This window comes from Neobacillus rhizosphaerae (genome assembly GCF_050477885.1).
Classification (GTDB): domain Bacteria; phylum Bacillota; class Bacilli; order Bacillales; family Cytobacillaceae; genus Neobacillus; species Neobacillus rhizosphaerae_A.
Genome location: NZ_JBCNAC010000076.1, coordinates 85,943 through 98,218 on the forward strand (window position 1 = coordinate 85,943; position 12,276 = coordinate 98,218).

The 12,276-nt window shown below is 42.4% G+C and carries 12 protein-coding genes, 1 rRNA gene and 1 riboswitch; of the genes, 1 reads left to right on the forward strand and 12 read right to left on the reverse strand.

What is annotated here, in order from left to right; translation table 11 throughout:
- Positions 1 to 2 precede the first annotated feature (2 nt).
- The 11 genes from purF to ABES03_RS10440 all read right to left on the reverse strand — a co-directional run bounded on the left by purF (position 3) and on the right by ABES03_RS10440 (position 10,529).
- On the reverse strand, positions 3 to 1,406 hold the full coding sequence (gene purF, locus ABES03_RS10390; protein WP_430117218.1) for an amidophosphoribosyltransferase: 1,404 nt from the start codon (positions 1,404 to 1,406) through the stop codon (positions 3 to 5).
- Positions 1,382 to 3,607, reverse strand: coding sequence for a phosphoribosylformylglycinamidine synthase subunit PurL (gene purL / locus ABES03_RS10395; RefSeq protein WP_430117219.1), 2,226 nt, complete (start codon positions 3,605 to 3,607; stop codon positions 1,382 to 1,384). Before purL ends, purF begins: the two co-directional genes overlap by 25 nt.
- Entirely contained in the window at positions 3,591 to 4,274 is a 684-nt protein-coding gene (purQ, locus tag ABES03_RS10400) for a phosphoribosylformylglycinamidine synthase subunit PurQ (RefSeq protein ID WP_430117220.1), read from the reverse strand. Before purQ ends, purL begins: the two co-directional genes overlap by 17 nt.
- On the reverse strand, positions 4,271 to 4,525 hold the full coding sequence (purS, locus tag ABES03_RS10405) for a phosphoribosylformylglycinamidine synthase subunit PurS (protein WP_430117221.1): 255 nt from the start codon (positions 4,523 to 4,525) through the stop codon (positions 4,271 to 4,273). The genes purQ and purS overlap by 4 nt, the downstream gene beginning before the upstream one ends.
- Positions 4,518 to 5,231: a phosphoribosylaminoimidazolesuccinocarboxamide synthase gene (purC, locus tag ABES03_RS10410; RefSeq protein ID WP_430117222.1), complete on the reverse strand. Its 714-nt coding sequence runs from the start codon at positions 5,229 to 5,231 to the stop codon at positions 4,518 to 4,520. Before purC ends, purS begins: the two co-directional genes overlap by 8 nt.
- 331 nt (positions 5,232 to 5,562) lie before the next feature.
- Positions 5,563 to 6,861, reverse strand: a complete 1,299-nt coding sequence (gene purB, locus ABES03_RS10415; protein WP_430117223.1) for an adenylosuccinate lyase — start codon at positions 6,859 to 6,861, stop codon at positions 5,563 to 5,565.
- A gap of 3 nt (positions 6,862 to 6,864) precedes the next feature.
- Positions 6,865 to 8,019, reverse strand: a complete 1,155-nt coding sequence (gene purK, locus ABES03_RS10420) for a 5-(carboxyamino)imidazole ribonucleotide synthase (protein WP_430117224.1) — start codon at positions 8,017 to 8,019, stop codon at positions 6,865 to 6,867.
- Entirely contained in the window at positions 8,003 to 8,485 is a 483-nt protein-coding gene (gene purE / locus ABES03_RS10425) for a 5-(carboxyamino)imidazole ribonucleotide mutase (protein WP_430117225.1), read from the reverse strand. The genes purK and purE overlap by 17 nt, the downstream gene beginning before the upstream one ends.
- Positions 8,486 to 8,653: 168 nt before the next feature.
- Positions 8,654 to 8,755: riboswitch (purine riboswitch) on the reverse strand.
- A gap of 90 nt (positions 8,756 to 8,845) precedes the next feature.
- Complete coding sequence (locus ABES03_RS10430; RefSeq protein WP_430117226.1) at positions 8,846 to 9,040, reverse strand: NETI motif-containing protein; 195 nt, start codon at positions 9,038 to 9,040, stop codon at positions 8,846 to 8,848.
- A complete protein-coding gene (locus ABES03_RS10435; RefSeq protein ID WP_430117227.1) occupies positions 9,037 to 9,579 on the reverse strand; it encodes a DUF2179 domain-containing protein in 543 nt (180 codons plus the stop codon). The genes ABES03_RS10430 and ABES03_RS10435 overlap by 4 nt, the downstream gene beginning before the upstream one ends.
- 56 nt (positions 9,580 to 9,635) lie before the next feature.
- The gene (locus tag ABES03_RS10440; RefSeq protein WP_430117228.1) at positions 9,636 to 10,529 is read right to left on the reverse strand and encodes a mechanosensitive ion channel family protein; all 894 of its coding nucleotides are present in this window, start codon (positions 10,527 to 10,529) and stop codon (positions 9,636 to 9,638) included.
- A gap of 136 nt (positions 10,530 to 10,665) precedes the next feature.
- On the opposite strand from ABES03_RS10440, the gene ABES03_RS10445 reads away from it, so the two are divergent.
- Positions 10,666 to 11,913, forward strand: coding sequence for a TolB family protein (locus ABES03_RS10445; RefSeq protein WP_430117229.1), 1,248 nt, complete (start codon positions 10,666 to 10,668; stop codon positions 11,911 to 11,913).
- A 215-nt stretch (positions 11,914 to 12,128) separates the two neighbouring features.
- Here the strand turns inward: ABES03_RS10445 and rrf are convergent.
- A 5S ribosomal RNA gene (rrf, locus tag ABES03_RS10450) occupies positions 12,129 to 12,245 on the reverse strand.
- Between the last annotated feature and the right edge of the window lie 31 nt (positions 12,246 to 12,276).

Consider the following 12,276-nt stretch of genomic DNA (forward strand, 5'->3'; position numbering starts at 1 on the left):
TCCTATTTTTGATAATAATATTGGAGTGTATCGGGATAAATTTCTGTTGGATAATTTCCGGTAAAGCAGCCAAGACAATAGCCGTTCGTGCCTTCTTGACCTAGCGCATGCATCATGCCATCTACTGTTAAAAAGGTTAAGGAATCAGCCCCAATCAACTGGCGAATGTCCTCTACCGATTTATCTGAGGCAATTAATTCTTCCTTCGTTGAGGTATCAATGCCATAAAAACAAGGGTTTTTAATCGGAGGTGAGCTAATCACCACATGTACTTCGGTTGCTCCTGCTTCCTTAAGAAGCGAAACAATCCGTCTGCTCGTCGTTCCACGGACAATGGAGTCATCGACCATGACTACCCGCTTGCCTTCGACTACCCCACGAACCGCTGATAACTTCATTTTTACCCCTTGTTCCCTCAGTGATTGTGAAGGCTGGATAAACGTTCTTCCCACATAGCGATTCTTAATTAACCCCATTTCATAGGGGATTCCCGCCTCTTCTGCATAGCCAATGGCGGCAGAAATACTCGAATCTGGGACCCCTGTCACGACATCCGCATCAATAGGGGCTTCAAGAGCTAATCTTTTTCCAAGGTTTTTTCGAGCCGTATGCACATTGATTCCATGAATATTGCTATCCGGTCTGGAAAAATACACATATTCCATCATACAAATGGCTTTCGTGGTACTGACAGCAAATCTCTCAGAGGTTAATCCGTTTTCATTGATAATCAACAGTTCACCCGGCATAATTTCACGGATATATTCCGCTCCGACCACATCAAATGCACATGTCTCAGATGCTACTACATAGGCATCACCTAACAAGCCCAGTGAAAGAGGTCTCAAGCCATGCGGATCAAGTGCAACCATTAACTCCGTTTCCGTCATGATTAAATACGCATATGCTCCTTTTAACATGGAAAGGGCATTTTTCACGCGATCATTAAGATGCGGATAGCCACTTCTTCTAATGAGATGGGCTAATACTTCCGTATCAGAGCTTGTTTGAAAAATACTTCCCTGCGTTTCAAGCTGGTGTTTCAAGGAATTGGCATTGACTAGGTTTCCATTATGAGCAAGGGCAAGACTGCCGCTTTGTGAATGGAACAAGAGTGGCTGAACATTTTCGTAGCCGCCTCCCCCTGCTGTCGCATACCGAACATGACCGATGGCAGCCGAACCTGTTAACTCTGCCATCGCCTCCGTTGTAAAAATTTCCGCTACCAATCCCTCACCTTTTACTCCTTTGAGAGTTTTCCCATCAGAGACAACGATGCCGGTTCCTTCTTGACCGCGATGCTGTAAGCTGTGAAGTCCGTAATAAGTTAATTGAGCTGCATCCGGGTGTCCCCAGACGCCAAAAATTCCGCACTCTTCATTTAATCCCTTGATTTCAGCAAGCATGGGATGGCTCCTTTCCAAGCAGCTTTCAGTTCGTTAACTGAAGCTTCGAGAACAGATTCATTATCATTCTTCACACGTAATGTTCCAGAAGCATTTACCTGACCGATTAGCTTGGCTTCTACAAATCGTTCAAACTCTATTTGATTCTCTTCTTTTACCGTTAATAGAAAACGAGATTGGGTTTCACTAAATAAGGCAGTGACAGGGTCTCCTTCGATGGTTACCTCAGCCCCCAGCTGTTCATTAGCGAAAAGACATTCCGAGAGAGCCACACCTAAGCCGCCTTCTGACAAGTCATGTGCAGATTGAACCAAACTTGCACGAATCGCCGCTAGGATTGTATCCTGTCTTTCTTTTTCTGTAATTACATTTAATTCAGGTGCTTGACCAAAGATTCTGCCATGAATCAGTTTTTGTAATTCACTACCGCCAAACTCAGGGTTTGTCTCGCCAACAAGGTAAATTAAATCCCCACTGTTTTTAAAATGTTGTGTAGTAATATGGTCAATATCGGTTACTAAGCCTACCATACCAATGACTGGTGTCGGATAAACTGCAGTACCGCTTGTTTCGTTATATAATGACACGTTTCCGCCGATAACAGGGGTTTGAAGTACGCGACATGCCTCGCTGATTCCGTCCGCTGCTTTTTCAATTTGCCAGAAAACCTCTGGCTTTTCTGGATTTCCAAAATTCAGGTTATCGGTAATTGCTAACGGCTCTGCACCGGAACAAATAATGTTTCGGGCAGCTTCTGACACGGCAATTTTCCCGCCTGTTTCCGGATCCAAATAGACATAGCGTGAGTTGCAATCAACTGTCATGGCTAAAGCCTTTCTTGTTCCGCGAATCCGAAGAACCGATGCATCTGATCCAGGAGAAACAACCGTGTTGGTACGAACCATATAGTCGTATTGCTCATACACCCATTCCTTGCTGGCCACAGTTGGCTGACTCAGGATTTTTACTAGCGTGTCTTTTAAATCGTCGATTTGAGGAATCTCTTGTTCAGTTGCTTGGAACTCCTTAAAATAAGCCGGCTCTTGGGATGGTTTATGATAAACAGGTGCATCCTCTGCTAGAGCATCCACTGGTAGATCCGCAACTATCTCGCCCCTGTGAATTAAGCGCAGCTTCTTGTCATCGGTTACCGTTCCAATCGCCACTGCTTCTAAATCATATTTTTCAAAAAGAGACGTAATCTCCTGCTCTCTTCCCTTTTTAACAACAATCAACATGCGTTCCTGTGACTCAGACAGCATCATTTCATAGGCAGTCATCCCTGTTTCCCGCTGTGGTACAAGGTCTAAATTCATTTCAATGCCCATTCCCGCTTTACTTGCCATTTCAGCCGAAGAACTGGTAAGGCCAGCTGCCCCCATATCCTGAATCCCTACAAGTGCATCGGATTGAATGAGCTCGAGGCAAGCTTCTAAAAGGAGCTTCTCCATAAATGGATCGCCTACTTGAACTGCAGGACGTTTTTCATCGGATTGTTCGTTTAATTCCTCGGAAGCAAACGTAGCACCGTGGATTCCGTCGCGGCCTGTTTTTGCGCCTACATACATCACCGTATTCCCCACACCATGGGCCAGACCCTTTTTAATATCTTTATGATCAATAAGGCCGACACACATCGCATTCACCAGTGGATTGCCTTCATAGCAAGGCTCGAACTGAATTTCTCCGCCAACCGTTGGAATGCCTATACAGTTGCCATAACCCGCAATCCCGGCAACTACTTCTTTAAATAAATAACGAACACGAGCTGAATCCAGCTCACCAAAGCGTAGTGAGTTTAATAGAGCAATAGGACGTGCTCCCATTGAAAAAACATCACGGATAATACCACCAACACCAGTAGCCGCCCCTTGATACGGCTCAATCGCTGAAGGATGGTTGTGGCTTTCGATTTTAAACACAACGGCCTGGCCGTCGCCGATATCAACGATCCCCGCTCCTTCACCAGGACCCTGGAGAACGCGTTCACCTGTCACCGGGAATTTTCTCAGCACCGGCTTTGAGTTTTTATAGCTGCAATGCTCTGACCACATGACCGAAAAAAGACCTGTTTCCGTGTAATTAGGTGTACGGCCTAAGAGCGACTCAATCATTGCAAATTCTTCATCGGATAAACCCATTTGCTGATAGATTTTCTCTGTTTTGATTTGGGTAGGATTTGGTTCAAGCGTTAACAACATGTGCTTCCCTCCATGCCTTTACAATTGATTGAAACATCTTAAGTCCATCTGCCCCGCCTAACAGCTCATCTACTGCTCGTTCAGGGTGCGGCATCATTCCAAGAACATTGCCTTTTTCATTCACGATACCCGCGATGTTTTCGAGACTTCCATTCGGATTTTCCTGATAAGTAAATACAATCTGGTTATTTGCTTTTAGTTCCGCAAGCGTTGCTTCATCACAGTAGTAATTTCCTTCTCCGTGGGCAACAGGGATGGTGATTGTTTCGCTTTGTTGGTAGCCAGCGGTAAACATCGTTTGGTTGTTTTCCACTCTTAGTTGGACCGGCTTGCAAATAAAGGAAAGACTCTCATTCCTGCGCATCGCTCCAGGTAACAGCCCGGCCTCAAGGAGAATTTGGAATCCGTTGCATACACCCAGGACTGGCTTGCCTGCTTCGGCCGCTTTCACGACCTCTTTCATGACCTTGCTAAAACGAGCGAGTGCACCTGAGCGAAGGTAATCTCCGTAAGAGAAACCGCCCGGCAACAGAATTCCGTCAAACTCATCTAAGCTCTCAGTATCGTGCCAAACATATTCCACTTGCTCACCAAGTTCATCTTTTATCGCATGGTACATATCGATATCACAGTTGGAGCCTGGAAAAACGATTACCGCAAACTTCACTGGGCGACACACTCCTCTACCTCATATCGATAGTCTTCGATCACTGGATTGACGAGTAGGCTCCTGCACATTTCATTTACTATTTCATCAATGTCCCGCTCTGATTTTTCTACGGTTAGTTCCATATATTTACCAATTCGAACATCAGCCACCTGTTTGTAATTGAGTGAATGCAAGGAGTGTGTGACTGCTTTTCCTTGAGGATCTAATACACTTTCTCTAAGAGTGACATATACCTTAACCTTATACATGCTGACGACCTCCAAGTCTCTCTAAAATAGTTTCATAGGCTTTGGTTAAACTCCCTAAATCACGACGGAAAACATCCTTATCGAGCTTTTCGTTTGTTTGCTGATCCCACAGTCGGCATGTGTCAGGGGAAATTTCATCGGCAAGAAGAATGCTGCCCTTTTCGTCTTTACCAAACTCTAGTTTAAAATCAATCAGACGGATTCCTAGTTCTGAAAAGAAGCTGGATAAAATAGCATTTATCTCGAGTGCTTTTCCTCGTAAAATATAGATTTCTTCTGTTGTGGCGATATTCAGTTCAAGAATATGGTCAACCGTTAAGAGTGGATCACCCAGCTCATCATCTTTTAGATAAAATTCTACGATCGGGGTGGTTAGTTTTTTGCCTTCTTCGATTCCCAATCTTTTTGAAAGACTTCCTGCTGCGACATTGCGAACGACTACTTCCAGCGGGATAATGCTTACTCTTTTCACAAGCTGCTCCATTTCTGATACACGCTCGATAAAGTGAGACTCGATCCCTTGTTCTTTAAGCTTTAAAAATAACAAACTAGTAATCTCGTTATTTAAGCGGCCTTTGCCGGCAATTTCAGCTTTCTTCTGCCCGTTATAAGCGGTGGCTGAATCCTTGTACTCGACCAAAACAGTGTTGTCGTTGTCTGTTGTGTAAATTCGTTTCGCTTTTCCTTCGTATAGCAGTTCTTTCATGTGTGGTCCACTCCTTATTCGCAATATTGGGAATCTTCAGACTGCAGATAGGCTGGTTGTGCCCTGTCCCTTGGTTTATTTTTTGTTGGGGTCGCGTTGTGATGCTTCTCTACGCGACCGCCAACCCTTTATTTTCTTTGTTTGGGTCTCGTAGAATCCTCCTACGGGACCGGCTGCTCTCTTTTTTCTCTGTTTAGGTCTCGTAGATCCTCTCTACGTTACCGACAGCTCTCTTTTTCCTCTGCTTGGGGCACGTAGATCCTCTCTACGTTACCGTTAACCCCTTTTTCAAGAAAGTTCGGGCTCATAGAAGCCCTTAGCTGCTAAACCCTTACCCATTCAACCCCAACCGGTCAAAGATCGTATCTACATGCTGTAGATGGTAGTTATAATCAAAGCAATCGGCAATTTCAGCCGGTGAGAGCATCGAAGTAATTTTACGATCCTCTTCAATCAAGCCACGGAATGGAACCTGGTTCTCCCACGCTTCCATCGCCTTCGGCTGTACCGTATCATACGCCTCTTCGCGTGATAACCCTTTATCAATCAACGCAAGCAGCACACGTTGTGAGTAAATCAAGCCTAGCGTACGGTCCATGTTACGCTTCATATTTTCCGGATACACAGTAAGATTTTTAATAATATTACCGAAACGATTTAGCATATAATTCAAGCCAATTGTCGCATCAGGCAATATAATCCGTTCGGCAGACGAATGAGAAATATCACGCTCATGCCAAAGCGGCACATTTTCATAAGCCGTCAGCATGTACCCACGTAAAACACGGGCAATTCCCGTCATATTCTCGGAACCAATTGGATTCCGTTTATGCGGCATTGCTGAGGAACCCTTTTGACCTTTTGCAAAAAATTCTTCTACTTCACGCGTCTCACTCTTTTGCAATCCGCGAACCTCTACTGCAAACTTCTCAATGGACGTCGCAATCAAAGCAATCGTTGACATATAGTGAGCATGGCGGTCACGCTGCAACGTTTGCGTTGAAATCGGTGCTCGTTGTAGCCCTAATTTTTCACAAACATATTGCTCAACAAATGGGTTAATATTCGCGTACGTCCCAACCGCACCAGAAATCTTCCCAAACTCGATTCCTTCTGCCGCCTGCTTAAAGCGCTCTAGATTCCGTTTCATTTCTTCGTACCATAGCGCAAGCTTCAGTCCAAATGTTGTTGGTTCCGCATGAACACCGTGAGTCCTGCCCATCATAACCGTCATTTTGTGTTCGATGGATTTGTTTTTTAATATCTCAATAAAGTTTTCCAGATCTTTTTGTAAAATCACATTGGCTTGCTTTAATACATAAGAAAGTGCTGTATCCACTACATCTGTGGACGTTAACCCGTAATGAACCCATTTCCGTTCTTCTCCTAATGTTTCCGATACGGCCCGTGTAAAGGCCACCACATCGTGCCGGGTTTCTTCTTCAATTTCCTTGATGCGCTCAATATTGAAAGACGCGTTTTGGCGTAATTTTTCAACATCGGCTTTTGGAATTTCACCTAACTCCGCCCATGCTTCACAGGCTAGAATTTCTACCTCTAGCCAGGCATTAAAGCGGTTCTCATCTGTCCAAATGGCACCCATTTCAGGTCTTGTGTAACGATCAATCATGTTTTATCCCCCGATCTTTTCTTTTGCTGTGTTCCAAATACTGCTCATTTCGAGCTCCTTAAGAGCGTCCGCAGTCGTTTCTCGTAAAAGTGTAACATGTCCCATTTTCCGCTTCCATTTAGGCTCTTCTTTTCCGTACAGATGAACCTTCCAATCTTTTTGGGTAGGAATCTCTCTATACAAGGTTTCAAGGTGCTCTCCTAATAGATTGACCATAACAGCAGGTTTTAATAGCTCCGTGCTTCCTAAAGGCCAATTACAAATGGCACGAATATGCTGCTCAAACTGTGAGGTCTCGCAAGCTTCTATCGAAAAATGCCCGGAATTATGCGGTCTTGGTGCCAGTTCATTGACATAAATGCTTCCATCATTCGTTAGAAACATTTCTACTGCCAGTGTGCCTACTAATTCAAGAGAATCTGCTAATTCCTCCGCCTTTTGAATGGCTGCTTCTGCAACAGTCTCTGAAATCCTCGCTGGGACAATCGTTTGATGTAAAATATTATCGACGTGAATATTTTCAGCTACAGGGAAAATGGCTGTTTCACCATTTTGCTTGCGTGTCACAATGACAGATAGTTCTTTTTCAAATGGAATCCATTTCTCCAACACACATGGGCCTATTTCACAGAGAGCCTTGCCCTCTAACACGTCTTCGGGATGGTGAATGACAAGCTGCCCCTTCCCATCATATCCGCCTCTTGCTGTTTTTAAGACCGCCGGGTACCCAACTGCATCTATTTTTAACAATAAATCATCTAAGCTCAGTATCACCTCATAGGGTGCAACCTCGATACCCGCCTTTTGAATCGCTCGTTTTTCCTTTATCCGATCCTGCGTAATCGTAAGTAAGGTAGGACCTTGCGGCACATAGGCATGTTTACATAACCAGCCTAACGTATCTGCATCTATGTTTTCAAATTCGTATGTAATGACATCGCTCATCTCTGCTAACTTACTGATGGCCTCTCGGCTATTGTATTCACCAATCACTTGAACATCAGCGACTTGACCGCAGGGAGAGTCTGGTGTCGGCTCTAAAACGGCAATTCGAAAGCCCTGTGCCTTTGCTGCTAGGGCCATCATTCTTCCCAACTGACCTCCACCAATTATGCCAATTGTTGCATCTGGTAAAATGACTTTAGACAAGCTGATCACTACTTTCTAAGACTTCTAGTTTAATAGCTTCTCTTCTCGCTTCTAATTGATTGGCGAGGTTTAGGTCTTCTGTTGCTAAAATTTGTGCTGCCAAAAGACCCGCATTTATGGCACCTGCTTTTCCAATGGCCACCGTTGCCACTGGCACACCGCCTGGCATTTGCACAATGGAAAGCAGGGAATCTAATCCCTTTAAGGCTTGTGACTGAATGGGAACTCCGATAACCGGAAGAGTTGTCTTTGCCGCAACCATGCCAGGAAGGTGGGCAGCACCGCCTGCTCCCGCTATGATTACCTTTAACCCTCTGTTTCTAGCTTCTTCAGCATAGGTAAACATCACATCAGGTGTTCGGTGCGCTGAAACAACTTTTTTCTCATAAACGATTTCAAGCTGATCAAGAATATCACATGCATGTTTCATTGTATCCCAGTCCGACTTGCTCCCCATGATGATGCCAACTTTCATTCCTACTCACCCTTTTCTCTTAACTTGCCACACGAGTGGACATCAAGGTAAAATACAAACAAAACAGAAAATACCCGTAACAAATAGCTCCTCGATAAGAGAAAGCCATTTGCCCGGGCATTAGAAAGACTTCATAAATAAACGTAAGGGGATATCCCCTTATTGCCGAACATATTGACTTTCCCTCATAGTCCAATAATTTACGGTTATTGGGTAGAAACTTATGGGCCATATTCCCATGGATATATGAGGGTAAAGATTAATTGTTACATCCGATAGCTTTATCTTACCAACCAACCCAATCGGATGTCAACAATAATATCGAACATTATTTTTAAATAACACTTTAATGTTCGTGTTTTACTCCAACAACTGAGCTTCAAACACGATTTGACGGCCGACTGGTTCGTAAATGGTTTCGTTTCCCTTTTTCACTTCTTGAAAAATGGGTTTCTCTGTACGACGGACAGGAACATAACCTTGCTGTTTCATTCTATTCAAGCATGCCTCAATACTTTCATTTTCCTGGACCTCAAATTTCTGCTTCTTACTCATGAAAATAATTTCCCTCTTTTCACTGATTTGACCCAGAAACCACCATGTATGGATTTCGGTTCATAGGTGATGATGAATGCCTTCGGATCCAAACTTTTTATCGCATCATATAGTTTTAATTCAAATTTTCTTGGGGTAAGTATTTGCATCGCCATCCGATCGCCTTCAAGTCCATTTGCTTCCCAATTGGTGACGCCATACCCTTTTTCTCTTAAAATTTTAGGAAGGTTTTTATCATATTCCTTTGTTATTACATTAACAGTAATATAGCCGAGAGCCAGCTTTTCTTCAATCTTCATACCGACAATGACACCGATGCCATATCCAACCGCGTAGGCTATAAGGTTTTGAATTTCATTGAGATTATTTAATACAAGACCTAGTCCGAGCACATAAATAACCACTTCAATCGTACTAAGAAATGCTGCGAGATAGCGCTGCCCTTTTAAAGTTAGTATCATCCTTATGGTAAAAAAAGAAACATAGACAATATTGATGAGCAGAATAATCACTACCATAATAAAACTGTTTTCTAACACAAGATGTCCTCCTCCACGATTGCTTGCTACCACTTTAACATATAATTCTCGATGGGTCAGTCCTTAAGTGTTGTAATTAGGCTCGAATTTTCCATAGGATGTGAAGTATTTAGGTCTTCTGCTTGCTTGAGCAGCATCGTATCCTCAGCTAGCCGTATCTCGTGATTGTATAGTGTTTGAGCTATTATTCTCCTAGTTTGTTTGGCGGCATCCCAGTAAAACGTATCATCAACCAATCCGGTAATCGTGTATTCGATTCCTCTGAAGGAAGCATTTAAGGATGTCATCCCGTACACTTTGAATGGCTCAACGATACATTCTGTCGCATCTAATTTCATGCATGGTTTGTTAATTTCATTTATTTCTTCACAAGCCAGTTCCAGAACCTTCATTACCTTGTCTGGATTTTCTCGATAGCTGATGACAATCCTCTCGATGACACGCATTTGATTGATATTGTAATTATGTATTTGCTTTATTTCGCCATTACTTATGGTTAATAGCTTGCCACTCCACTCCCGCAGTTTAATAAATCTTAGTCCGATCTCCTCAACTGTCCCATTGAAGGTATTGTTAATCGTAATGAAATCACCTTTATGCAGTTGCTTCTCATAAATTAAGAAAATTCCAGAAAGGATATCTCTAATCAGGCTTTGTGCTCCAAATCCGACGACCACTCCGACCACTCCAGCTCCCGCCAGAACTCTGCCAAAATTAGTGACGTATTGAGAGATGGCAAAAAAGATAAAGCTTAAAGTGGCCGTGTACCTTGTTAATGATCGGATCATACTCTCGATTGTTTGTTCTTTTCGTTCCTCAATAAAATGAGTCCGCTTAAAAAAATCGTGGACGAGTTTATTGATAATATAAACACAAATCCATGCAATCACAGCAGCCAAAATAATACTCGTCAATTTATATTTATGGAGCCAATCCAACCAATCCATCATTTCACCTTCTTATTTTCAGCACATCCATAGTGTTTGCAATTAGTATCTGCTATAACAATTGAATTTTAAAATAATTTTTAAAAACTAATGCACTCTAAATAATAGTTAGACACTTTCTATTGATAGAGGAGATCCTATGATTAAGCGAACACTTATAATCGTTCTTTTTTTAACAGCTTTTCAACCAAGTGTATTTGCGAATGCCTCCTTAGCAGCCCTCCAGGCGGCTTTTATTAGGGACAATGATTTGTGGGTAAAAGAAGGTGATAAGGAAGAGCCGATTACTTATGGAGATATAATAAGATATCCAAAATGGTCACAGGATGGCTATTGGATTGCCTATTTAAAGGGGACAAAAGATGGTGATGAAACCTTCAGCAGTGGCGATTTATGGCTTTATAATAGTAGAATGAAAAAGCATTTTAAAGTAAAAATATATGTATCTAAAAATTTCGCTTGGTCACCAAAAAGCAATCAACTCACTTTTCTTGTCAAAAATGATTTATTCCTCTTCAATCCAGATCCTTCTAGTCTTTATCTAGCGACTCCTATTACTAAAAATGTAGAGAATGTTTCGTGGTTCCCTGATGGTAGGAGATTATTGGTTTCATCTAAGAAAAGCCCTGAACTTCATTCGGACATTATCCTTTCAGAAGTGGTTTTCGATAAGCACAAGCCAAAGATTAAACATATTTACACCATACCTATAGGAGAAGATGAGTACTATGTGAGTACAAGCGCATTTAAATGGTCTTCAGACAAAAAGTGGATTAGCTTTTTATTAATCCCAACCGCTTCTTTATCTGCTGATAGTAATACTTTGTGTTTGTTTTCTTTTAATGGGCAGATTTTTAAGAAAGTTGATGAAATGTTAAATGATGAAAACTGGTTTCGATGGTCACCATGGAAAAATCAGCTCGGTTATATAAGCGGCTCAGGTAGAGAGGCTCAGAAAAATAAACAATTAAAGACAGTCTTTGTTCCGGGATTACACAAAGACATGCTTACATCTAAAGGTTATGTGGATCGTGATTTTTTTTGGCAAAACAACCACACTCTCATCGTCTCTCGCTCTAAGGAAAGTGAACTAGTGGACATTGATAAGCGCCCATTACCAAGTTTAAATAAGATTAACGATACACAGGTGTCCCAGATTACCTTTCCTTTAAAAAATGAAGGGGATTTCGCACCACAAATCGTTCACAATCAACTGGTTTGGGTAAGGACAAATAGGCGGAACGCCAAAATATTTGTTTCTCAAGTAGATAAAGTGAAGCCAAAGGTTTGGATTAATCATGTTACTGTCGCAAGCTGGTATTATGAGAAATGGCATTGGGATGAGGTATTGGATTTATACCAGGAGTGGGGAGAGAGACGGGATTGAAGACTGTTTTATTAGGTATTTGTGCCGTTTCCGTATGGTTTTGTGCCATTTTCAGGAGGTTTTGTGCCGTTTTTAGATGGTTTTGTGCCATTTCCAAAGACTTTTGTGCCGTTTTAGAGGTGTTTTGTACTTTTAACCATATAACGGAAAAAATACCTGTCAATTTATAACAAAGATAAAAAAAGACAACCCACTAGGATTGTCTTTTTTTATTTGCCTGGCAACGTCCTACTCTCACAGGGACTTTCGTCCCAACTACCATCGGCGCTGAGAAGCTTAACTTCCGTGTTCGGGATGGGAACGGGTGTGACCTTCTCGCCATAATTACCAGACTATTTTATTAGAGAGATCGTTCTCTCAAAA

Bases quoted from the DNA above. Each gene is read 5' to 3' on its own strand.
- purE (WP_430117225.1), bottom strand. From the start codon at position 8,485: ATGAAAGTTGGCATCATCATGGGGAGCAAGTCGGACTGGGATACAATG.
- ABES03_RS10440 (WP_430117228.1), bottom strand. From the start codon at position 10,529: ATGATGGATTGGTTGGATTGGCTCCATAAATATAAATTGACGAGTATT.
- purB (WP_430117223.1), bottom strand. From the start codon at position 6,861: ATGATTGATCGTTACACAAGACCTGAAATGGGTGCCATTTGGACAGAT.
- ABES03_RS10430 (WP_430117226.1), bottom strand. From the start codon at position 9,040: ATGAGTAAGAAGCAGAAATTTGAGGTCCAGGAAAATGAAAGTATTGAG.
- purS (WP_430117221.1), bottom strand. From the start codon at position 4,525: ATGTATAAGGTTAAGGTATATGTCACTCTTAGAGAAAGTGTATTAGAT.
- purL (WP_430117219.1), bottom strand. From the start codon at position 3,607: ATGTTGTTAACGCTTGAACCAAATCCTACCCAAATCAAAACAGAGAAA.
- ABES03_RS10445 (WP_430117229.1), top strand. From the start codon at position 10,666: ATGATTAAGCGAACACTTATAATCGTTCTTTTTTTAACAGCTTTTCAA.
- purC (WP_430117222.1), bottom strand. From the start codon at position 5,231: ATGAAAGAACTGCTATACGAAGGAAAAGCGAAACGAATTTACACAACA.
- purF (WP_430117218.1), bottom strand. From the start codon at position 1,406: ATGCTTGCTGAAATCAAGGGATTAAATGAAGAGTGCGGAATTTTTGGC.